A 21154-nucleotide genomic window follows, 5' to 3' on the forward strand; every position below is an offset into this window, starting at 1 on the left:
CGCCGGGGGGTGACGGGGCGCGGTCGGGGTTGCCGGTTCGGTGGCAGTTAGGTTTCGCCGTGCCCCTGCATGAGTGCTTCGCCGACCATGAGGCCGATGGCGAGGGCGGTGACGATCGTGACCAGCTTCAGCAGGTCCTGAAAACCTTCGACATAGCCGCCGATCAAAGTGGTCAGACCGCGCATGCCGAGTGAGCCGACGGTGAGCGTGAAGAAGCCGGGCAGGATGAGGATCAGCCGAGGTGGACGGCGCGGCCCGCGCGAGAGCAGTGTGGCCGCGGCTGCGAGGACAACCGCGGCGACGAAGGTGCTGCCCGTCTCCCCGGCGAGCTTCGTGAGCGCCGACTGCACGCCGACGGTGACGTAAACGAGCAGGAGCAGCGGCCAGAAGAAGCGCAACGGGATCGCGAAGGCGAACACGGTACCTGCTGTGAAGACGATCCAGGCAACGAACAGCGCCCACCGGGGCAGGTCGGAGTGGGCGGCGACATCGAAGAACGCGTGGGGAGTGGCGCCGGCGAAAAGGACGCCGAGCAGGACGCCGACGTACAGCTGGACCAGAAGGAAGGCGGAGTAGACGAGCCGTATCGCACCGGTGGTGATCAGACCGGCGGCCAGCTCGGCGGTCGCCGCGCTCAGGTAGTCGCCGGGAATGAAGTAGAACAGCGCCGGGAGCATCAGCAGGACGGGACCGCCGTGCGCAGCGTTGTTGGCGAAAAACTCGATCGTGACAAGGGAGACCGCCGTAGACACCGCGAGCGGAAGGAACCGGTGCAGCCGGGGCAAACGGTCGGCAGTGACCGCCAGAGCTGCGGCGAGCGCCCCCAGCACGGCTGTGGTGGCGATCTCGTACCAGGTGGGCTGCATCAGCGGTGCAAAACCCAGCGCGAACAACACGATGCCGAGGAACTTCAGCCACCACGGGTACGGCGTCGGCGCCGCTTCGATCTGCATCAGTCTGCGGTCGGCCTCCCCGATGCCGGTCCTGCCTGCCCGCACTTCGGCGATGAACGGCTTGAGCGCGGCGACCTGGTCGAGGCGGAAGACCTCCGGGAAACCGTGCACCATGACGGTGCGGGTACTGCCGTCCGCCGCGGTGACCGTGAGCGCGGCCGCCTCCGGCACGAGCAGCAGGGATGCAGCGCCGCCGAACGCACGGGCACTGTCCGCCACGGCTCGTTCGATCAGATGGGCGCCCTCGCCGGACGAGCGCAGCAGCAGGCCGGTCAGCCGCGCCAGGAACGCCGTGAGTCCGTCCAGATCCGCGACCGATCGCTGCTCCACTTTCGCCTCCAACACCTGCGTCCGAGCTCCACGGCCAGGAGAAGCTGCTTACACGGGCCCGGCGGTGTCGGCACGGGTGGCGTGCTGCCCAGTGGCGCCGGTCCAATGCACTGCCGGTCCGCAGGGTGACCAGTCGGCGGTGTTCCGGTAGTCGGTCAGGGCCACGGGGGTGCCGTACTGCAACAGGGTGTCGCGGACGATCCCCGCCGCCCAGGCCGCCTTGGTTGCGGAGCAGTCGGAAGGCTTCCAGCTCGCGCGCCCGGCGCAGCGGTCCCACGTCCAGGGGGCGCAGCCCTGCGGAGGAGACCAGGTCCGTTACGGCCTGTTTTGCCGCATCGTCGTCTCCGGCGATGAAGACGTCCAGTGGCCGGCCGGCCACCTGTCCTGAGGTGAGCGGCCCGGCGAAGGTGGTGTTGAAGGCTTTGACCACCCGGCTTTCCGGCGCGGCGGTGGCGAACTGTTCGGCAGCTGAGGTGCCGGGAGGTACGACGAGTGAGTCGAGGGTGGTCAGATCCACAGGGTTCGAGATGTCGACGACAATGGACGTCACATGCCTTCCACCCTCACACCCCCCGACGGACACTGCCACCGGAGGGCCGGTCCCTCATCCCCTCGACGATCCGCTCTCTCTGGACCAGCCTCCGTCTCGGGGCCGATCCTGCATCCTCACGTCTTTCGCTCCGACGCTGCCGCGACTGCGGCGTTCGGACCTGTCGGCCGCGTGGTGTCCCGGACCGTCACCATCCGTGGCTGTATGGGGCACGTTTTCGCGTGCGGTAGGCGTGACGCGAGGTTACGGCATACGGTGAGTAAGGGCGCGCCCGCGGGCACTCGACGGGGTCTCGGCGTCGGGGTGCCGTTGGGCCGTCGTCCGGCGAGGGGCGGCTCCGCTGCCCGTGACGTGCTTGCGTCTCCGCTTGGGATCAGGGTTTCGTCGGTGATCGTAAGGAAGGGGCGCGTGCCATGCGCGCACACTCCCAGGACCCGGTGCCCCAGCCGGTGCTGTCTCCACTGACGAACGCGGCGATTTTCCTGGTAGTGACCATCGACCCGCACGGTGAGCCGGTCGTACGGGAGCTGTTGTCGGACCTCAATGGGCTGCAGCGGGCGGTCGGCTTCCGGGCGACGCCGGACGGAAAGCTGAGCGTAGTCGCGGGCATCGGCTCGGAGGCGTGGGATCGGCTGTTCACCGGCCCCCGCCCGGTGGATCTGCATCGCTTCCGTGAACTGGCCGGTGCGCGGCACCAGGCGGTCTCAACACCGGGTGACCTGCTGTTCCACATCCGCGCGGCTCGGCTGGACCTGTGCTTCGCCCTGGCGGCCGAGATCATGGAGCGGCTTCGCGCCGTCGTCACCGTTCGTGACGAGGTGCATGGATTCAAGTACTTCGACGTGCGCGACCTGCTGGGGTTCGTGGACGGCACGGAGAATCCGACGGGGCCGACCGCGAGGGCTGCGGTGTTGATCGGTGACGAGGACCCCCGGTTCAGTGGAGGCAGTTACGTGATCGTGCAGAAGTACCTGCACGATCTGGACGCTTGGAACGCACTTCCAACCGAGGCGCAGGAGATGGTGATCGGGCGACGGAAGCTGTCCGACATCGAACTCGACGACACCGTCAAACCAGCCGACTCCCACGTGGCGCTGACCACTATCGAGGACCCGGACGGGACGAAGCATCAGATCCTGCGCGACAACATGCCCTTCGGCGCCGCAGGACGGGGCGAATTCGGTACGTACTTCATCGGCTACGCCCGCACTCCGGCCGTGACAGAGCGGATGTTGGAGCGCATGTTCCTGGGAGCCTCGCATGCCTCCCACGACCGGATATTGGACTTCTCCACGCCTGCCACCGGATCGCTGTTCTACGTGCCCAGCAGCGACTTTCTCGACGACCTTCCCGAGCCGGCGGCCGCGGGCGAGAGCGAGAGGATGGAAGGAGCCGGCGAGATGGGCAGCGCGGATGAAATCGAGGCTGCGCCTGTAACGGTCCGCCTGCCTACCGCGGACGGCTCCCTGGGGATCGGCGATCTGAGGACGTGACAGGAGGCGAGCATTGGCGATGGACAATCTGCATCGGAAACTGGCACCCCTCTCCGCCGCCGCGTGGGCCGACTTGGAGGACGAGGCACGGCGGACGTTCAAGCGGCATGTCGCGGCTCGCCGAATGGTCGACGTGCCCGAGCCAGGGGGGCTGGAGTTGGCAGGTGTGGGGACCGGTCACCTGCAGGACGTGGAGGCCCCGGCTGAAGGCGTCAAGGCTCGCGTACGCCGTTTCCAGCCGCTGGTCGAGCTGCGGGTGCCGTTCACCGTCGATCGGCAGCAGGTCGACGACGTCGCACGAGGCGCCAACGACGCGGACTGGCAGCCGGTCAAGGACGCCGCTCGGCGGATCGCCTTCGCCGAAGACCGCGCGGTGTTCGAGGGGTACGCGGCTGCGGACATCTCGGGGATGAGGCAGAGTTCGTCCAATTCCGTTCTGGTACTGCCGGCCGAGGTGCGCGATTACCCGGACACCCTCAGCCAAGCCCTCACCGCGCTGCGACTCGCCGGTGTGGGCGGCCCCTACGCCCTGGCTCTGAGTGCAGCGGCGTACACCGCTGTCAGCGAAACGTCCGACTTCGGCTACCCGATCATCAAGCACATCGCCCGGGTCCTGGACGGCGACATCGTGTGGGCACCCGCCATCGACGGCGCCTTCCTGGTGTCGAAACGGGGCGGAGACTTCGAGTTGCGCATCGGCCAGGACCTGTCCATCGGCTACCTGTCGCATGACGAGCGCAGCATCCGGCTCTACTTCCAGGAGACGCTGACCTTCCTGGTGTACACCAGCGAAGCCGTCGTGCCCGTGGAAACCGAGACGCCCAGGCCACCCGAACCCTCGGAGGTGCGGACACGAGGGTAGGCGTCCTGGGAGCGGGCGCAGTGGGATCGGCTACAGCCCTCTGCCTGGGCGAACGCGGCGGAACCTGCCGGGAGACCGTACTGATCGACCGCGACACCGCCCGCGCCGACGGCGTCGCCGCCGACCTGCGCTACGCCGCGCCGCTGTCCCCGACGGTCGACGTGGGAACCACGGTGATCGACACGGCACTGTGCCAGGTGCCCGGGTCCGACGAGGTGAAGCGGCGTCCTGGATCTTCGTGCCTGAGGTACACCGCCGTCCGTTACGGGTGCGAGTCGCGTCGCCTTTCTCTCAGGCGTGTCCACAGGGTTGACGGCGGGGCGGGCACGGACAGCTCGCCGAGGTCCTCAGGAGCGGCCCGGGCGATGTCGACGGCCCGTGCCGCGTCGACGCCGGCGAAAGCCATGAGGTCAGTGGCCACCATGCGTACCGCCATAGGGACGGCGGCGGTACGCCCGGTTCCACCCTCCCGTGCCGCGAGCCGGTGCACTACGTTCAGCGCTCGCTGGGCAGCGCGTCGACGGGTTTCGTGATCTCCAGGAGTGCGAGCGAGCTCCTCGAGCTCGCCGGCCAGCTCGCGCACGTCCGGGGCGGACGCGGCGAGTTCCTCGCTGTCATCCATCCGGTGGGCCGTGGCCATACGGGCGAGCATCAGGCAGCTGCTGCCCAGCAGATCGAGCCGCTCCGCGTTGTGTCTCTCGCGCGAAATAGGAGTCACTCGTCCCCACCAGACGGGTGAGTGCCGAATGATGCGACGGCTGCTCTCGCGAGCCTGAGCGAGGTCCATCAGCAGGTCCCGGGCGCTGTGCAGGTGCTGGGCCACCTGGTCGTTGAGCGAGTCGTCATTGCGCTCCAGGGCCTGCGCGGTGAGGCGCAGGACGCTGCCGATGCCCGCCAGGGCCGCAGATTCGGCCCGGCGCAGCAACATGACGGGCTCCGCAGGAAAGACCAACTGGCTGAACACCAGGGCAACACCGGATCCGATCACCGCGTCGACCAGTCGTTGCGGCCCGGCCCCGCCACCTACGGCAACGGCAAGGATGGCGCTCACGGCTGCCTGTGCGATCACGATGCGTTCGCTCCCCAGCGCGAGCGCGACCATCATGGCCACGAAGGCTGCCACCGCCAGGGCTCCGTACCCGTGGTGCAGCACCGGAATCGCCAGATCCGCAGCAAGAATGCCGACGATGACTCCGAGCACCAGCCGCACGGCGTTCGTGCCCCGCTCTCCCCGCGAGGCGTTGAGCGCGACCACGGCGGCGACCGGGGCGAAAAACGGCTGCCGGTGATGAACCATGTGCTTGGCGATCACCCATGCCGTGCTGGCAGCGGCCGTCTGCTGCAGCACCGGCCACGCGCCTGCGGCCACCCGTGCCCACGCCCCGGACCCGGCGTGCACCACTGCGCGCCGCAATCTGCCCACGGCGCCGGCACGTAGACGCAGCCTCAACCGGCCTCCGCTCCGACCTGCGGACGCTTACGGAAACGGGTCTGCAATGCGATATCGACCTGCTCGAAGTCGCGGCCCCGGGTCTCAGGAACGTACCGGCTGACGAACCACAGCCCGAAGGCGCAGACAGCCGCGAAGACCCAGAAGGTCTGCCCCTGGCCGATCACGTTCGCCACTGGCAGGAAGACGAGGCTGACCACGAAGTTCGAGATCCAGTTCACCGCCGTGGAGGCACTGGAGCCCGCGGCACGGGCATGCGGGGGGAAAATCTCGCCGATCAGCACCCAGAAGACGGGACCCAGACCCACGGCGAACGCGGCGATGTACACCACCATGAACAGCAGGGAGAGCAGCGCGTTCATGCCGATCACGAAGGAGAGCCCCAGCAGTGCGAGCATCACGAGCATGCTGGCGAGGGAGCCGAGGAGTAGGCGGCGTCGTCCCGCGCGGTCGACCAGTTTGATCGCGACAATGGTCATGAGCAGGTTGATGACGCCGATGGCCACCGAGTACAGGATGGAGTTCGATGCACTCAGTCCGGTGTTCTCGATGGTCGTCGGCGCGTAATAGATGATCGTGTTGATACCACCGAACTGCTGCACAGCGGCCAGCGTCAGTCCCACGATCAAGGCGGCCCGGACCCTGGGCTCCAGCAGGACACGCCACCCCCCTGCCCTCGGGGAGTCGCTTCGAAGCCCCTGGGTTTCCCGGCGTTGCGCCTGCTCGATCAAGTGATCGGCTCGTTCCTCACCGGCCACCGACACGATCAGCGCCCGGGCCTCGTCTCTCCGGCCGTGACGGATCAGCCACTGAGGCGACTCCGGCAGCAGCCACAACGCTCCAACGACGATCCCCAGGGCCGGAAGTGCGCCGACCGCGAACATCCCACGCCACTGCCCGCCACTCGCGAAGAGGAGGTTGATGAAGTACGAGATCAAAATGCCAGTAGTGATCATCAACTGGTTGAGGGTCAGCACACGCCCGCGGATCTCCTTCGGCGAGACCTCCGACAGATAAACCGGAACAGTCGCCGACGCCGCTCCCACGGCCAGGCCGAGCACGACCCGGCCGACGAGCAGCGCCCCGTAACCGGGAGCGGCCACCAGGATCGCGGTTCCGATGAGGAACACCGCTCCCTCGATTCCCAGCGCCTTTCTGCGGCCCAGGTTCTCCGCCATACGCCCAGCGGCCACCGCGCCCAGCATGGCCCCGATCAGCAGCACGCTTACCACGCTGCCCTGCTCGAAGGCGCTCAGTCCGAAGTCGCGCTTGATATACAGCAGGGCACCGGAAACCACCCCGGTGTCGAATCCGAACAGAAAACCGCCGAGCGCGATAACCACTGCCCAGCGCCAGACTCGCCGACGGCCCCCTTCCGGAATGTCAGCCAGGGGCCCTTCGGTGCCCGGCTCTCTGGAGAAACCCTGGACCATACGCGTCCCCTTCGCAGCAGGAGGAATCGCTCGCCTACGCAGACGACTGGAAACGCCGACGACGAGTCTGTCGGGTGTTACTTTCTTGGCTCGATACGGACGATGGGACAAGACTCGCCGCATTGGAAGCAATGGTGGCCCCCCGGCGGAGCAGTGCCTCCACTGACTCGTCTCGACCAGGCGTTGCTGCCGGTTGGTAGAGGTCCGTTCGGAGTGCGCCAACGATGGGCCGTGCGAGTGAACAACCGCCCTGGCAACTCCGTCGGCGGCCTGGTGCCGGTAGATCATTCCCCTGCACAACAAATGATCCAGGAGGCAATGGGCGGGGTCGGACGGGGCACTCGTGTCTCGCCTTGACCGACCGCGAGAGCCGAACGGAACACCAGTTGATGGACGTGCAAGACGCCGGGAAGCTTCTCGATGGACTGACTGTGGACGCCAGTCGGCGGGAGCAGCCGATCGTGCTGGACAAGGAGGGGCGCCCCATCCGGACGTGGCGGGAGAACCACCCCTACGAACGGAAGGTGGGACGCCAGGAGTACGAGCGTGCCAAGCGCGTGCTGCAGATCGAGCTGCTCAAGCTCCAGCGCTGGGTCAAGGACACCGGCACGCGCGTTGTCGTGGTGTGCGAGGGACGTGACGCGGCGGGCAAGGGCGGCACGATCCAACGGCTCACCGAGCGGCTCAACCCGCGCGGCGCACGCGTGGTCGCCTTGGACAAGCCCACCGAACGCGAAGCGGGCCAGTGGTACTTCCAGCGGTACGTCGCGCAGCTGCCGACCGCCGGGGAGATCGTGTTCTTCGACCGCTCCTGGTACAACCGGGCCGGTGTGGAGCGCGTGATGGGGTTCTGCTCCGAGGAGGAGTACGAGCTGTTCCTCGAGCAGTGCCCGACCTTCGAGCGGATGCTGGTCGACAGCGGCATCGTGCTGGTGAAGTTCTGGTTCTCGGTGTCCCGTTCCGAGCAGCGCACACGCTTCGCCATCCGGCAGGTCGACCCGGTGCGCCAATGGAAGCTCTCGCCCACCGACCTGGCGTCTCTGAACCTCTGGGACGCCTACACCGAGGCGAAGGTCGGCATGTTCCGCGCCACGGACACTTCCCACGCCCCCTGGACCGTCGTCAAGAGCAACGACAAGCGGCGGGCCCGGCTGGAGACCATGCGGAGTCTGTTGTCGCGCATCGACTACGCGAGCAAGGACCACGAGGCGGTGGGCACACCCGACCCGCTCATCGTCGGCGCCGCTGACACCCTGCTGGAGCCCGGTGAGGAGGACACCATGCTCTCGCCCACGCCGCTCTCACCCGGTCTCGGCGTCCCCGGCAAGCACCCCGGCAGCGACTGACGTGGCACCCGTCCAGGACCCGTCCGGACACGGCAGACCCTGACGCCTCTCGGGTGGCCGTCCTGGACGAGGGCGGCCACGAGATCGTCCCCGCGACACCACCTGGCTCAGGAGCCGCTGCGCTCGCGGGGGATCTTGTGACCGGCCTCGATCGCCACCGGCAGCCGGTTCTCGGCCGGGGGCAGCGGGCAGGTGGCCAGGTCCGTGTAGGCGCAGGGCAGGTTCGCGGCCCGGTTGAAGTCCAGGACGACCGTGCCATCAGCGGCGGGCGGATCCAGTGCCAGGGCCCGGGTGGCGGCGTAGGTGGTGACCCCGGAGGTCGCGTCGGTGAACAGCACCAGCAGCCGTCCCGCACCATGGCCGGGAAATGCGGTCAGCGACAGCGGGTGCCCGTCGAGCTCGAACTCGACCCTGCCCGGAGCGTCGTAGACATGCTCAAGGCTCTCGACCGCGGCGCCCACGGTGGTCGGCCGCGGTGAATCGAACGGGACGTACCGGCCGGTTACGGCCCAGCGCGGGTCGGGGGCATAGGCGGGCGTGCCGGTGAAAGCCGTGCGCAGCGGCGCGTCCGGGTGCCGGGGGCGCACGATGTCCTGGCCGCCGCGCTTGGCGACCTCGATGACGGCGTCTCCCCAGACGGCGTTGACGCCGCCGCGCTCGGGAAGCACGCCGAAACGGTGCTCGCCGCGCACCGGCGTCCCGTCGACGACCAGTTCCTCGCTCTCGTCGAGGTCTACGACGACGCCTTCAGGGCCGGTGTGCCACGAGCCGGGCGCGTCCGGGAAGCGCTGGGGTCGGTCGTCGAGCCAGTGCAGGCCGGTGACCGCCAGGAACCCGTGCGGGGCGGCGAGCCGGGCCTCCTGGGCGCGATACCACACCAGCCAGGCTTCGGTGAAGGCGTGGAGGTCCGTGGTGGTGGCCTCGGTGGTCATGGGGAATCTCCTTTGTGCCGGGGTGCGTTCGGGCAGGGAATGCAGGGGGTCGTCGAGTCGACGGGTGTACTCACTCGGCCAGTTCGCCGAGGAGTCGCCAGGTGCGCCGGCGGTCGGCTTGTCCCGCGAACTCGGTGCCCGAGAACACCACCTCGGTGGCGCCGGCGTCGCGGTAGCGCCGTATCTCCGCATCGATTGCCGAACTCCGAGACTTCCAGAGCCAGTTCGACGGTCGTGTCGACCTGGTTCGGCGCGTCGGACGCGTTGAGCGCTACTCCAACAGTCATGTCAGTTCAGAACGGGCGTCGGCCGGACCCGCATTCCGGTCCGCGTGTGACAGCTTCTTGTCAGTCATGTGTACTCAGTCATGAGCGGGAGTGCCGACGTGCCCGCGGGACGGCCCTCTTGACGCCGGTGTCGGTCGGATCGACACTCACTGAGGGAATCCTAGTGAGTGGGTAGGGAAATTATGAGGCGCTTGGAGTCGGTCACCGTCCGAGTGAGCCGTTCGCCTCTTCTGACCTCCCGCCGTCACATAGATCTGCTGCGTGTCTGCAGCGCGATCAACCCCCAGGGCTGAGCCGCACCCATCCCGCACCGCAGACGCCCTCGGGCGTCGTGCCGTCCGGTGCGTACGAGAGAGCCTCGTTCCCTCGCCCGTCGTCGCTTCCGCCGCGCGTACGTCCGCGCCCTTCCTCCGGGGAGAGTCATGACCGTCACACCGTCGGCCGCCCACGCCTCCGGCCGATCCGCGCCCGCCTTCCGGGGCCGGATCGGCCGGGATGCGCGCAGCGGCCACTACGCCGTTCCGGGCCGCTACCGCCTCCATCTGTCGACCGCCTGTCCCGGCGGCCTGCGCATCGCCGTCACCCACAGCCTGCTCGGCCTGGACACCAGCTGTCCGGCGACCTACCTGCCCGCGGTCCCCGACTGCCCCGGGGGCGGCCACTCCGTCCTGCGTCCGCTGTACGAGGCCAGCGCCCACCGGTACCCCGGTCCGGCCGTCGCTCCGGTGCTCAGCGACGACTGGTCCGGGCGGATCGTCAGCACCCATGCCCCGGACATCATGCGCGACCTCGACCGCCGGTTCGGCGGTGACCGTCTCTCGCTCTACCCGTGCGGCGCGGAGTCGGAGATCGAGGCGGTCGAGCGGATGTGCGGGCAGGGCATCGAACGGGCCGCGCAGCACGCCGGATCGGCCGGTGGTGAGCCGGTGGAACGTGACACGGCACTTGGCATGCTGCTCGAAACGCTCGGGGCCCTGGAACGCCGGCTCGAAGGGCGCACGTACCTGATCGGCGACGGAATCACGGCCGCCGACGTCGAGTTGTGGGTCGCCCTGGTCCAGCTCGACACCGTGCATCGCAACCACCTCGACGCCTCCGCCGTCCAACGCATCGCCGACCATCCGATGCTGTGGGCGTACGCCCGCCGGCTCGCCGCCCATCCCGCCTTCGGCGGCCACCTCGACCTCGACGGCATCGAGCGCCGTCACCACGCCCGCTGCCAGGGCCTGGAGGCCGCCGGAGCGGCCGTGCGGATCCTGGACTGGGCGGCCCACACGTCCAGTGAGCCGTTCCACCTGGTGGACCGGCGTTGACATTCGTTCGGGCAGTTGTCTTAACTACGGCCCAGAACGGTCATGAGTGTCAGCGACAAGCCCTGGCTTGCTGACCGGCAACCCTCGCGCCGCGGTGGGGTGCCCCAGGTGACGACCGGACCGAAGATGTTTCGGTAAGCGCGAGGCCCACCGGGCCGGAACAGTGATGGTGACGCCATGTACGCAGCCAACAGGACGGCCACGCGCCGCTCCCGAGGCTGCGTACAGCCGTACCCGAACCCTCTCGTCGCCGATCGCGCCGTCGATCTGCTCCGCGTGAACAGCGCACTGTGTACCGCACCGGGCTGTGCCCGCTGTCGGGGCTGACACCTCCCCGCAGCCCCCGCACTCCCTGACGAACACCGCCCGTGCGGTGTGCCGTTGTCCTCCCCGCCCCCGGTACCTCACCGTCGCGTGCGCCACCGCATGCCGCCGTGCTTCCGGGGTGTTCCCACCCAGCCGGAGCCCACCATGAGTGAACCCCCTGGCGCCACCGTCACCCTCCCCGAGGCGCCGACCGCCGACCAACCGTTCAAAGCCCTCACCGCCCAGCGAGTTCTGCCGCTGCGGCGCCCCGGACGCTGGATCGCCACCGCGGTGGTGCTCGTCCTGGTCGCCCAGTTCGTGCACGGTCTGGTCTCCAACCCCTTCTACCAGTGGGACCGCTGGGGCTACTGGTTCCTGCGCCCCACCATCCTCGACGGCCTGCTCATCACCCTCCAAGTCGCCGCCTACAGCGCGGTGCTCGGCCTGATCGGCGGCATCGTGCTCGCCCTGGCCCGGCTGTCGAGGAGCCCCGTGCTGCGCGCGGTCAGCTGGACCTACGTCTGGGCGCTGCGCTCGATCCCGCTCATCGTGGTACTGATCTTCCTCTACAACTTCAGTGCCCTGTACAAGACGTTGAGCGTCGGCATTCCCTTCGGCCCGGCCTTCTTCTCCTTCGACGAGTCGAAGCTCGCCACCGACATGGTCGTCGCCGTCGTCGGCCTCAGCCTCAACGAGGCCGCCTACGCGGCCGAGGTCGTACGCGGCGGCATCCTCTCCGTCGACCAGGGCCAGCACGAGGCGGCCGCCGCGCTCGGTCTGCCCAAGGGCTACCAGTTCCGGAGGATCGTCTTTCCGCAGGCCCTGCGCTCGATCATCCCGAACTACGTCAACCAGCTCATCGGGCTGATCAAGGGCACCTCGCTGGTCTTCTACGTCTCCCTGCTCGACCTGTTCGGCTCCGCGCAGACCATGGGCTCCACGTACCCCGGTGACATCGTGCCGCTGCTGCTGGTCGTCACCGTCTGGTACCTGATCCTGACCAGCTTCGTCTCCGTCATCCAGTTCTACGTCGAGCGGCACTACGCCCGCGGTGCCACCCGCGGCCTGCCGCCGACACCGCTGCAGAAGCTCCGCACCGGGCTCACCGACCTGCGGGCCCGCATCCGCCGGGAGGCCGCCGTATGACCGCCAAGACCCTCGGAGCCCTGGCGGACGTCGAGGCCGCCACCGTCGAGATCCACGACGTGCACAAGTGGTACGGCACCCACCGGGTACTGGACGGCGTCGACCTGACCGTCCGCCCCGGCGAGGTCACCGTCATCCTCGGCCCCTCCGGCTCCGGAAAGTCCACCCTGCTGCGGGTCGTCAACCACCTGGAGAAGCCCGAGATCGGCCACGTCAGCATCAACGGCGAGCTGATCGGCGTGAAGCGACAGGGCGAGAGGCTCAAGGAACTGAGCGAGCGCGCCATCCTCACCCAGCGCGGGCGGATCGGCTTCGTCTTCCAGAACTTCAACCTCTTCCCGCACTTGACCGTCCTGGACAACGTGGCCGCCGCCCCGGTCGCCACCGGCCGGCTCGGCAAGCCCGAGGCGCAGGAGCTGGCCCGCGAACTCCTCGGCCGGGTCGGCCTCGGCGACAAGACCGGCGCCTACCCGCGCCGGCTCTCCGGCGGCCAGCAGCAGCGCGTCGCCATCGCCCGCGCCCTCGCTCTGCGCCCCGGCGTCATCCTCTTCGACGAGCCCACCTCCGCCCTCGACCCCGAACTGGTCGGCGAAGTCCTCGCCGTCATCAAGGACCTGGCGACCAGCGGCACCACCCTTCTCATCGTCACCCACGAGATCGGCTTCGCCCGCGAGATCGCCGACCGGGTCGTCTTCATCGACGCCGGAAAGATCATCGAGCAGGGCCCGCCCTCCGAAGTCCTCGACAAGCCGCGCCACGAACGGACCAGGGACTTCCTCAGCAAGGTCCTCTGACCCGCCGCGCACTTCAGACCTCCCCCCACGCCACCCTCATCACCTCCACCGACAAGGAACGGCCATGCCGACCCACTTCACCCGACGCAGCCTGATACGCGGCATCACCGCGGCGACCGCCGTCGCCTCCCTGGCCACCGGGCTCGCCGCCTGCGGTGGCAACAGCGAAGCGGCCACCACCACCGACAGCGCAGCCAAGTCCGGCGAGGTCGTCATCGGACAGGTCTCCAACGGCGCCGCCCAGCAGACCTCCATCAAGGTCTCCGAGGTCAAGTCCATCAGCGCCGAACTGCCCGCCGCCGTCAAGAAGAGCGGCAAGCTGGAGATCGGCATAGGCGCCCTGCCGGCCGGCTTCCCGCCGCTGGCCTACGTGGGCAGCGACCAGAAAACCCTCACCGGCGCGGAGCCCGACCTCGGCCGCCTGGTCGCCGCTGTCCTCGGCCTCCGGCCAGAGGTGAAGAACTCCACGTGGGAGAACCTCTTCGTCGGCATCGACAGCGGCAAGGTCGACGTGGCCTTCTCCAACGTCACCGACACCGAGGAGCGCAAGAAGAAGTACGAGTTCGCCTCGTACCGGCAGGACAACCTCGCCTTCGTGGTGCAGAAGAAGAGCACCTGGAACTTCGACGGCGACTACGAGAACCTCGCCGGCAAGACCGTCTCCGTCAGCTCGGGCACCAACCAGGAAAAGATCCTCCTGGAGTGGAAGGCGAAGCTGGCCAAGGAAGGCAAGAAGCTCACCATCAAGTACTTCCAGGACAGCAACAGCGTCTACCTCGCCCTGTCCAGCGGCAAGATCGACGCCTATCTCGGCCCCAACCCCGGCATCGCCTACCACAACCGCCAGGTCGCGAACACGCCCAACGCCACCCGCACCGCCGGCACCTACTCCGGCGCCGGCGCGCGCCTGCAGGGCCTGATCGCGGCCACCGCGAAGAAGGACAGCGGCCTGGCCAAGCCGCTCGCCGCCGCCATCAACCACCTGATCGAGAAGGGTCAGTACGCCGAGTGGCTCAAGGCCTACAACCTCTCCAACGAGGCGGTGGCCAAGTCCGAGGTCAACCCGCCCGGACTGCCCCTCGACAACTCCTGACCATCACGTGCAGGGGACTCCACCGCCGCCTCGCGGTGGAGCCCCCGCGCGCCGGACACCCCGAGCCGCACCCCGGAGACCGCCACACCATGTCCGTGACCAGCATCGACGCCAGCTCCTCGCACATCCTGGACAACCCCGCCTGGGCCGCGCTCACTGGCCCTCACGCCCACTTCGCCCAACGAATCGGCCACGCCGCCCGCTACCCCCAGGACGTGGCGCCCTTCCACGCGCTCTCCGACGAGGACGACCCGCGCGCCTGGGCGGACCTCGCCGCACTCGTCGGCCCCGGCGGCACCGCCGCGGTGCGGGGCGTCACCGGGGCGGCGGCCGGCTGGGAGGTCGTGCGCACCGGACACGGCGTCCAGCTCGTGGACACCGCCCTGCGCGCCGAACCCGACCCCGAGGCCGTACGGCTCGGTCCCGACGACGTGCCCGAGATCCTGGACCTGGTCGCCCGCACCGAGCCGGGCCCCTACCTGCCCCGCACCGTCGAGCTGGGCACCTACCTCGGCATCCGTCACCAGGGCCGGCTCGTCGCCCTGGCCGGCGAACGGCTGCACCCGCCCGGCTGGACCGAGATCAGCGCCGTGTGCACCGACCCCGACCACCGCGGCCGGGGCCTGGCCACCCGTCTGGTCCGCGCGGTCGCCGCCGGCATCAGGGAACGCGGCGAACGCCCTTTCCTGCACGCCGCGGCCGCCAACGCGAACGCGATCCGGCTGTACGAGTCGATCGGGTTCACCCTGCGCCGCCGTACCGTCTTCTCGCTCGTCCGGCACACCGGGGCAGCCGCTCTGGAAGAAACGGCATAGCCGTGCCGTTGTCCTTGTCGAAGGCGAGTGCCTGGTCCGCTCGGACGGAGGTGCGACACGTGACAGGTGTACTCCGTGCCGTCCGCCTCCACTCCCGGCCCCACATCGACCTCCAGCGCGTGGCCGGCTCCCTCTGTAGCTCCTGACCCTGTATCCCCAGCCGCCGTGCGCCCCGATCACCGCGGGCCGGCGATCTCGTACGGACCTTCAGGAAGGCACCCTCGTGTCCGCAACTCCCGCTTCTCACCTGCACCTTGCCGTCACCCTCGACGGCACCGGCTGGCACCCCGCCTCCTGGCGCGAGCAAGTCGCCCGTCCCCGGGACCTGTTCACCGCCGGTTACTGGGCCGACCTGGTCGCCGAGGCCGAACGCGGCCTGCTCGACTTCGTCACCCTCGAGGACGGACTCGGCCTGCAGTCCTCGCCTCCCCAGTCTCGACATCGCTCGACCGGGGGGAGGCCCATCGGTGAGCCGGACGGCCGAACCGATCAGGTCCGCGGACGCCTGGACGCCGTACTGATCGCGTCCCGTATCGCACCCTTGACCCGGCACATCGGACTGGTGCCGACCGTGATCGCCACCCACACGGAGCCGTTCCACATCTCCAAGGCGATCGCCACTCTCGACTACGTCAGCACCGGCCGGGCCGGCCTGCGCGTGCAGATCTCGCCATGGCCGCACGAGGCCGCGCACTTCGGTCGCCGCACCTTTCCACCGCTCAGCCTCGAGGGTGTCCGGAGTCCGGCCGGGCAGGAACTGCTCACCGACCACTTCGACGAGGCCGCCGACTACGTCGAGGTCGTGCGCCGGCTCTGGGACAGCTGGGAGGACGACGCGGAGATCCGGGACGCGGCCACCGGCCGCTTCATCGACCGCGACAAGCTGCACTACATCGACTTCGAGGGCAGGCACTTCAGTGTGAAGGGCCCGTCCATCACCCCGCGCCCGCCCCAGGGCCAGCCGCTCGTCACCGCCCTGGCCCACCAGACGGTCCCGTACCGGCTGGTGGCCCGACAGGCCGACGTCGGCTACGTCACTCCGCACGACGCCGGCCAGGCCCGCGCGATCGTCGCCGAGATCCGCGCCGAGCAGGAGGCGGCCGGACGCGCCGGTGAACTCCTGCATGTCTTCGGCGACCTGGTGGTCTTCCTCGACGACGAGCCGGCCGCGGCGGAGGACCGCCGTGCACGTCTCGACGCCCTCGCGGGGGAGCCGTACACCAGCGACGCCCGCATCTTCGCCGGTACGTCCGCTCAACTCGCTGATTTGCTTCAGGAGTTGGCGGCGGAGGGGCTGAGCGGCTTCCGGCTGCGGCCCGCCGTCGCCGGGCACGACCTGCCCGCCGTCACCCGGGGCCTGGTGCCCGAACTCCAGCGCCGTGGCGCCTTCCGCACCGCCTACGAGGCCGACACCCTGCGCGGCCTGCTGGGCCTCGCCCGCCCCGCCAACCGCTACGCCACCGCCTGAGCCGGAAGGACCGCACCGACATGAGCAAGCCGCTGAAGCAGATCCATCTGGCCGCACACTTCCCGGGCGTCAACAACACCACCGTGTGGAGCGACCCGAAGGCCGGCAGCCACATCGAGTTCAGCTCCTTCGCCCACTTCGCACAGACCGCCGAACGCGCCAAGTTCGACTTCCTCTTCCTCGCCGAGGGACTCAGGCTCCGCGAACAGGGCGGCAGGATCTACGACCTGGACGTCGTCGGCCGCCCCGACACCTTCACCGTCCTCGCCGCCCTCGCCGCCGTCACCGAACACCTCGGCCTCACCGGAACCATCAACTCCACCTTCAACGAGCCCTACGAGGTGGCCCGCCAGTTCGCCAGCCTCGACCACCTCTCCGGCGGCCGCGCCGCCTGGAACGTCGTCACCTCCTGGGACGCCTTCACCGGCGAGAACTTCCGCCGCGGCGGCTTCCTCCCGCAGGGCGAGCGTTACTCCCGGGCGAAGGAGTTCCTGGCCACGGCGGGCGAACTCTTCGACTCCTGGCACGGCGACGAGATCATCGCCGACCAGACGACCGGCGTGTTCCTGCGCGACGCGAAGGCCGGCTCCTTCGTCCACACCGGCCGGCACTTCGACATCCAGGGCCAGTTCAACGTCCCGCGCTCCCCGCAGGGCCGTCCCGTCATCTTCCAGGCCGGCGACTCCGACGAGGGCCGCGAATTCGCCGCGTCGAGCGCCGACGCCATCTTCAGCCGCTACGCCACCCTCGAAGGGGGCCAGGCCTTCTACGCGGACGTCAAGAACCGCCTCGCCAAGTACGGTCGCCGGCACGACCAGTTGCTCATCCTGCCCGCCGCCTCCTTCGCCCTCGCCGACACCGACACCGAGGCGCGGGAACTCGCCCGGGAGGTGCGCCGCCAGCAGGTCAGCGGGGCCACCGCCATCAAGCACCTGGAGTTCGTCTGGAACCGCGATCTGTCCGCCTACGACCCCGAAGGCCCGCTGCCCGACATCGACCCGGACGTCAGCGACAACCACATCTCCAAGGGCCGCGCCCAGGTCCGGATGTACCGCGACCCGCTGGCCACCGCCCGCGAGTGGCGCGAGCTGGCCGAGGCGAACAACTGGTCCATCCGCGACCTGGTCATCAACACCGGTAACCGCCAGAACTTCGTCGGCTCCCCGGCGACCATCGCCAAGACCATCAACGACTACGTCCAGGCCGACGCCAGTGACGGCTTCATCCTCGTCCCGCACATCACCCCGACCGGCCTCGACGACTTCGCCGACAAGGTCGTCCCGCTGCTGCAGGAACAGGGCGTCTTCCGCACCGACTACGAGGGCCCCACTCTCCGCCACCACCTTGGCCTCGCCCACCCGGACGAGGCGTCCGACGAGCGGGCGGCGTCGTGAAGTTCCTCGCGATCACCCTGATATCGCACCGCCCGGACCCGGTCACCGGGGTGCGGAAGTCCACACACGACCGGTTCCGCGAGGTCCTCGACGACGCCCTGCTCGCCGAGGAACTGGGGTTCGACGGCTTCGGCGTGGGGGAGCGGCACGAGCGGCCGTTCATCTCCTCGTCTCCGACCGTCGTACTGAGCCATGTGGCCGCCCTGACCAAGCGGATCCGCCTGTTCACGGCCGTCACGACGCTCAGTCTGCTGGACCCGGTCCGCGCGTACGAGGACTACGCCACCCTCGACCATCTCTCCGAAGGCCGCCTCGAGCTGATCATCGGCAAGGGCAACGGCGCCGCCCAGCGCGTCCTGTTCAACGTCACGCCCGAGGACCAGTGGGACCGCAACGCCGAGAGCTACGAGGTCTTCCGCAAGATCTGGCGCCAGGACAAGGTCACCGCCGACACCCGCTTCCGTCCCCCGCTGACGGGCGCCGAGGTGTGGCCGCGGCCGTACCAGCGGCCGGTCCGGGTCTGGCACGGCAGCGCCACCAGCAGGGAGTCGGTCGATCTCGCCGCCCGCTACGGTGACCCGCTGTTCTCCGCGAACGTCACCAACCCCATAGAGCCGTATGCCGAATTGATCCGCCACTACCGTGAGCGCTGGGAGTTCTACGGCCACGACCCGGCCGACATCGCGGTCGGCGCCGGGACAGCCGGCATCCACGTGGCCCCCACCTCTCAGGAGGCGCTGGCCGCGTACCGGCCGATCTTCGAGTCCAACCTGGCGTTCTTCAAGAAGGCCGGCCTGCCGGTGGTCTTCGAGACCGTGGAGGACTTCGCCGAACGCAGCTCCGCCCTGATCGGCAGCCCGCAACAGGTCATCGACAAGGTGCACCGCTACCACGAACAGTTCGGCCACACCGTGCTGCACGTGCATGCCGACGCGGGCGGGCTGACGGCGGCCCAACACCGCGCCTCCCTGAAGCTGTTCCAGTCCGACGTCGCCCCCGTACTGCGCCGCGAGATCCCGGACCCGCCGTTCGCCTGGGGCCCCGTGCCTCCCGCATCACCACTCACCCAGGAGTCCATCCATGTCTGACATCTCCCTCGGCGTCCTCGACCTGGTCCCGATCCCGTCCGGCTCGACGGCAGCCGATGCCCTGCGCAACTCCATCGACCTCGCACAGCAGGCCGAGCGCTTCGGATACGCCCGCTACTGGTTCGCCGAGCACCACCTCAATCCGGGCGTGGCCGGAACGTCACCCGCGGTCGTCCTGGCGCTGACCGCGTCGGCCACCTCCACCATCCGGCTCGGCTCCGGAGCCGTACAGCTCGGGCACCGCACCGCGCTGTCCACCGTGGAGGAGTTCGGCCTGCTCGACACACTGCACCCGGGCCGCTTCGATCTGGGCCTGGGCCGCTCGGGCGGCCGTCCGCCAGGACAGCCGCCCGCACCGTCGCTGACGGCGACCCCCGTCGTCGACGGCCGCACCCCGAACGGCCTGCTGATCCCGCCCCGCTTCTCCTTCGAGCAGCTGCTCGGCTCACCCCGCATCGCCCTGCAGCGAAGGCTGCTCCTGCTGCCGGGCGCCGAGTCACAGGACTACGCCGAGCAGATCGACGACATCCTCGCCCTGCTGGCCGGCACCTACCGCTCCCTGGAGGGCGTCGAAGCGCATGTCGTGCCGGGGGAGGGCGCCGACGTGGAGGTGTGGATCCTGGGCAGCAGCGGTGGTCAGAGCGCCGCGGTCGCAGGCGGCAACGGTCTGCGGTTCGCGGCCAACTACCACGTCAGCCCGGCCACGGTCCTGGAGGCCGTGGAGGGCTACCGGTCCTTCTTCCAACCCTCCGAATTCCTCGACAAGCCCTACGTCAGCGTCTCGGCGGACGTCGTCGTCGCCGAGGACGACGCAACGGCCCGTGAACTCGCCACCGGCTACGGCCCGTGGGTGCGCAGCATCCGCACCGCCGAGGGCGCCATCGAGTTCCCGACGCCGCAGGAAGCGCGTGCCTACGAATGGACCGACGAGGACCGGGCCCTCGTCCAGGACCGTCTCGACACCCAGTTCGTCGGCTCGCCGGGCCGGGTCGCCGACCAGCTGGAACAACTGCAGGAGGCCACGGGCGCGGACGAGTTGCTCATCACGACGATCACCCACGACCACACGGACCGGGTCCGCTCGTACGAACTGCTCGCGGAGGAATGGCGTCGACGGGGGCACTCCTTCCAGTAGTGAAGGCCCGCGCCGCCGACGTCACCCTGGAGACCGGCAACCAGACCTTCGAAGTGACCGGCGCCCGCGCCACCGCCGCATCCGAGGGCCTGCCGCTTCTGGCGCAACGCCCGCATACCCACACCCACACTCACACCCTGTACGACCCAGTCGCCTACAAGCAGCTGGATGTCGGGCGCTGGGTCGTCCAGGGTGAACTGCCCGAACCGACCTGGTACTCCCGACCGCCCCCAGAGCGCCTCCCCGGCGGATGCGCCCCCTTCTCCCCGAAAGAGGATCCATGGCCACCATCCTGTCGGTCTCCGGCAGCCCTTCCGCCTCCTCCCGCACCAACCGCCTGCTGCGTCACCTGGACCAGCGACTGACCGCTCAGGGGCACGACGTCGTTGCACTCGACGTTCGCGCCGTCCCCGCCGAGGCCCTCCTCGGCGCGGACTTCCGGCATCCGGCGATCGTCGAGGCCGCCGAACTGTTCGCGAGGGCCGACGGCGTCGTCGTGGGAACACCCGTCTACAAAGCGTCGTACTCCGGAGTCCTCAAGGCGCTCCTCGACCTTCTCCCGCAGTACGCACTCACCGGAAAGACGGTCCTCCCTCTCGCCACCGGCGGCTCCACCGCGCATGTCCTCGCCATCGACTACGCCCTGCGTCCGGTCCTCAACTCCATGGGTGCCGCGCACATAGTGCAGGGCTGGTTCACCCTCGACAAGGACATCACCGCACACGACGACGGCTCGATCACCGTCGCACCGGCCGCCGCCGAGGCCCTCACCCAGGTCGTCGACCAGTTCTCGCTGGCGCTGGGCCGCACCCCGCTCCTGGCCGCGGCGAGCTGAGGCCACGACCGCACACGTCATCACCGACGAGTCTGCGGCGGACAGGGCGGTGGCGGTGCCGGCCCGTACCTGCCAGGCCAGGTCGGACAAGGCCGCCCTTGGCGCGTGTGGCCGGGGCGGCCGGGCAGCTC

General features: G+C 69.2%; 19 protein-coding genes, 1 pseudogene and 1 riboswitch. Of the genes and pseudogenes, 15 read left to right on the forward strand and 5 right to left on the reverse strand.

Annotated elements, in window-relative coordinates:
* Positions 1 to 47: 47 nt before the first annotated feature.
* Positions 48 to 1295 carry a threonine/serine exporter family protein gene (locus tag TNCT1_RS17525; protein WP_235902666.1) on the reverse strand — a complete coding sequence of 416 codons (1248 nt, stop codon included), beginning with the start codon at positions 1293 to 1295 and terminating at the stop codon, positions 48 to 50.
* Positions 1296 to 2246: 951 nt separating this feature from the next.
* Between TNCT1_RS17525 and TNCT1_RS17540 the strand changes: the two genes are divergently transcribed.
* On the forward strand, positions 2247 to 3326 hold the full coding sequence (locus TNCT1_RS17540; RefSeq protein WP_143632990.1) for a Dyp-type peroxidase: 1080 nt from the start codon (positions 2247 to 2249) through the stop codon (positions 3324 to 3326).
* A 19-nt stretch (positions 3327 to 3345) separates the two neighbouring features.
* Positions 3346 to 4188 (forward strand): family 1 encapsulin nanocompartment shell protein, encoded by an 843-nt coding sequence (locus tag TNCT1_RS17545; protein WP_143632992.1) that lies wholly within the window; start codon positions 3346 to 3348, stop codon positions 4186 to 4188.
* A gap of 262 nt (positions 4189 to 4450) precedes the next feature.
* Here TNCT1_RS17545 and TNCT1_RS17555 read toward each other — a convergent pair whose 3' ends face one another.
* Entirely contained in the window at positions 4451 to 5536 is a 1086-nt protein-coding gene (locus TNCT1_RS17555) for an aromatic acid exporter family protein (protein WP_143632994.1), read from the reverse strand.
* Positions 5537 to 5634: 98 nt separating this feature from the next.
* Positions 5635 to 7071, reverse strand: a complete 1437-nt coding sequence (locus TNCT1_RS17560; protein WP_143632996.1) for a sugar porter family MFS transporter — start codon at positions 7069 to 7071, stop codon at positions 5635 to 5637.
* Between the two features lie 389 nt (positions 7072 to 7460).
* Between TNCT1_RS17560 and ppk2 the strand changes: the two genes are divergently transcribed.
* A complete protein-coding gene (gene ppk2 / locus TNCT1_RS17565; protein ID WP_143632998.1) occupies positions 7461 to 8417 on the forward strand; it encodes a polyphosphate kinase 2 in 957 nt (318 codons plus the stop codon).
* A gap of 107 nt (positions 8418 to 8524) precedes the next feature.
* Here ppk2 and TNCT1_RS17570 read toward each other — a convergent pair whose 3' ends face one another.
* A complete protein-coding gene (locus TNCT1_RS17570) occupies positions 8525 to 9349 on the reverse strand; it encodes a DUF1684 domain-containing protein (RefSeq protein WP_143633000.1) in 825 nt (274 codons plus the stop codon).
* Between the two features lie 70 nt (positions 9350 to 9419).
* A pseudogene (locus tag TNCT1_RS36325) lies at positions 9420 to 9545 on the reverse strand (LLM class F420-dependent oxidoreductase); the annotation flags it as partial.
* A gap of 273 nt (positions 9546 to 9818) precedes the next feature.
* Here TNCT1_RS36325 and TNCT1_RS36955 point away from each other — a divergent pair.
* The 12 genes from TNCT1_RS36955 (at position 9819) to ssuE (ending at position 21023) form a co-directional block, all read left to right on the forward strand.
* Positions 9819 to 9929 carry a putative leader peptide gene (locus TNCT1_RS36955; RefSeq protein WP_333750322.1) on the forward strand — a complete coding sequence of 37 codons (111 nt, stop codon included), beginning with the start codon at positions 9819 to 9821 and terminating at the stop codon, positions 9927 to 9929.
* Positions 9930 to 10058: 129 nt separating this feature from the next.
* Positions 10059 to 10949: a glutathione S-transferase C-terminal domain-containing protein gene (locus TNCT1_RS17580; protein ID WP_143633002.1), complete on the forward strand. Its 891-nt coding sequence runs from the start codon at positions 10059 to 10061 to the stop codon at positions 10947 to 10949.
* A gap of 38 nt (positions 10950 to 10987) precedes the next feature.
* A riboswitch (SAM riboswitch) is annotated at positions 10988 to 11096 on the forward strand.
* A 324-nt stretch (positions 11097 to 11420) separates the two neighbouring features.
* Positions 11421 to 12401 (forward strand): amino acid ABC transporter permease, encoded by a 981-nt coding sequence (locus tag TNCT1_RS17585; RefSeq protein ID WP_143633004.1) that lies wholly within the window; start codon positions 11421 to 11423, stop codon positions 12399 to 12401.
* Entirely contained in the window at positions 12398 to 13195 is a 798-nt protein-coding gene (locus tag TNCT1_RS17590) for an amino acid ABC transporter ATP-binding protein (RefSeq protein WP_143633006.1), read from the forward strand. The genes TNCT1_RS17585 and TNCT1_RS17590 overlap by 4 nt, the downstream gene beginning before the upstream one ends.
* 64 nt (positions 13196 to 13259) lie before the next feature.
* Positions 13260 to 14288 (forward strand): ABC transporter substrate-binding protein, encoded by a 1029-nt coding sequence (locus TNCT1_RS17595; RefSeq protein ID WP_143633008.1) that lies wholly within the window; start codon positions 13260 to 13262, stop codon positions 14286 to 14288.
* Between the two features lie 89 nt (positions 14289 to 14377).
* Entirely contained in the window at positions 14378 to 15103 is a 726-nt protein-coding gene (locus TNCT1_RS17600) for a GNAT family N-acetyltransferase (protein WP_143633009.1), read from the forward strand.
* A 59-nt stretch (positions 15104 to 15162) separates the two neighbouring features.
* Positions 15163 to 15249 carry a putative leader peptide gene (locus tag TNCT1_RS36960; RefSeq protein WP_348652471.1) on the forward strand — a complete coding sequence of 29 codons (87 nt, stop codon included), beginning with the start codon at positions 15163 to 15165 and terminating at the stop codon, positions 15247 to 15249.
* A 77-nt stretch (positions 15250 to 15326) separates the two neighbouring features.
* Positions 15327 to 16571 (forward strand): LLM class flavin-dependent oxidoreductase, encoded by a 1245-nt coding sequence (locus TNCT1_RS17605; protein WP_143633010.1) that lies wholly within the window; start codon positions 15327 to 15329, stop codon positions 16569 to 16571.
* Positions 16572 to 16591: 20 nt separating this feature from the next.
* A complete protein-coding gene (locus TNCT1_RS17610) occupies positions 16592 to 17965 on the forward strand; it encodes an NtaA/DmoA family FMN-dependent monooxygenase (RefSeq protein ID WP_143633012.1) in 1374 nt (457 codons plus the stop codon).
* On the forward strand, positions 17962 to 19053 hold the full coding sequence (locus TNCT1_RS17615) for an LLM class flavin-dependent oxidoreductase (protein ID WP_143633014.1): 1092 nt from the start codon (positions 17962 to 17964) through the stop codon (positions 19051 to 19053). The genes TNCT1_RS17610 and TNCT1_RS17615 overlap by 4 nt, the downstream gene beginning before the upstream one ends.
* On the forward strand, positions 19046 to 20188 hold the full coding sequence (locus tag TNCT1_RS17620; RefSeq protein WP_143633016.1) for an LLM class flavin-dependent oxidoreductase: 1143 nt from the start codon (positions 19046 to 19048) through the stop codon (positions 20186 to 20188). The genes TNCT1_RS17615 and TNCT1_RS17620 overlap by 8 nt, the downstream gene beginning before the upstream one ends.
* Before the next feature lie 280 nt (positions 20189 to 20468).
* Positions 20469 to 21023: an NADPH-dependent FMN reductase gene (ssuE, locus tag TNCT1_RS17630; RefSeq protein ID WP_143633018.1), complete on the forward strand. Its 555-nt coding sequence runs from the start codon at positions 20469 to 20471 to the stop codon at positions 21021 to 21023.
* The last annotated feature ends 131 nt before the right edge of the window (positions 21024 to 21154 follow it).

It is taken from the genome of Streptomyces sp. 1-11, from assembly GCF_007176755.1.
Classification (GTDB): Bacteria; Actinomycetota; Actinomycetes; order Streptomycetales; family Streptomycetaceae; genus Streptomyces.

Excerpts from the sequence above, each read along its gene's own strand:
- TNCT1_RS17540 (WP_143632990.1), top strand. The coding sequence starts at position 2,247 with ATGCGCGCACACTCCCAGGACCCGGTGCCCCAGCCGGTGCTGTCTCCA.
- TNCT1_RS17545 (WP_143632992.1), top strand. The coding sequence starts at position 3,346 with ATGGACAATCTGCATCGGAAACTGGCACCCCTCTCCGCCGCCGCGTGG.
- TNCT1_RS17560 (WP_143632996.1), bottom strand. The coding sequence starts at position 7,071 with ATGGTCCAGGGTTTCTCCAGAGAGCCGGGCACCGAAGGGCCCCTGGCT.
- ppk2 (WP_143632998.1), top strand. The coding sequence starts at position 7,461 with ATGGACGTGCAAGACGCCGGGAAGCTTCTCGATGGACTGACTGTGGAC.
- TNCT1_RS17570 (WP_143633000.1), bottom strand. The coding sequence starts at position 9,349 with ATGACCACCGAGGCCACCACCACGGACCTCCACGCCTTCACCGAAGCC.
- TNCT1_RS36955 (WP_333750322.1), top strand. The coding sequence starts at position 9,819 with ATGAGGCGCTTGGAGTCGGTCACCGTCCGAGTGAGCCGTTCGCCTCTT.
- TNCT1_RS17580 (WP_143633002.1), top strand. The coding sequence starts at position 10,059 with ATGACCGTCACACCGTCGGCCGCCCACGCCTCCGGCCGATCCGCGCCC.
- TNCT1_RS17585 (WP_143633004.1), top strand. The coding sequence starts at position 11,421 with ATGAGTGAACCCCCTGGCGCCACCGTCACCCTCCCCGAGGCGCCGACC.
- TNCT1_RS17590 (WP_143633006.1), top strand. The coding sequence starts at position 12,398 with ATGACCGCCAAGACCCTCGGAGCCCTGGCGGACGTCGAGGCCGCCACC.
- TNCT1_RS17595 (WP_143633008.1), top strand. The coding sequence starts at position 13,260 with ATGCCGACCCACTTCACCCGACGCAGCCTGATACGCGGCATCACCGCG.
- TNCT1_RS17600 (WP_143633009.1), top strand. The coding sequence starts at position 14,378 with ATGTCCGTGACCAGCATCGACGCCAGCTCCTCGCACATCCTGGACAAC.
- TNCT1_RS17610 (WP_143633012.1), top strand. The coding sequence starts at position 16,592 with ATGAGCAAGCCGCTGAAGCAGATCCATCTGGCCGCACACTTCCCGGGC.
- TNCT1_RS17620 (WP_143633016.1), top strand. The coding sequence starts at position 19,046 with ATGTCTGACATCTCCCTCGGCGTCCTCGACCTGGTCCCGATCCCGTCC.
- ssuE (WP_143633018.1), top strand. The coding sequence starts at position 20,469 with ATGGCCACCATCCTGTCGGTCTCCGGCAGCCCTTCCGCCTCCTCCCGC.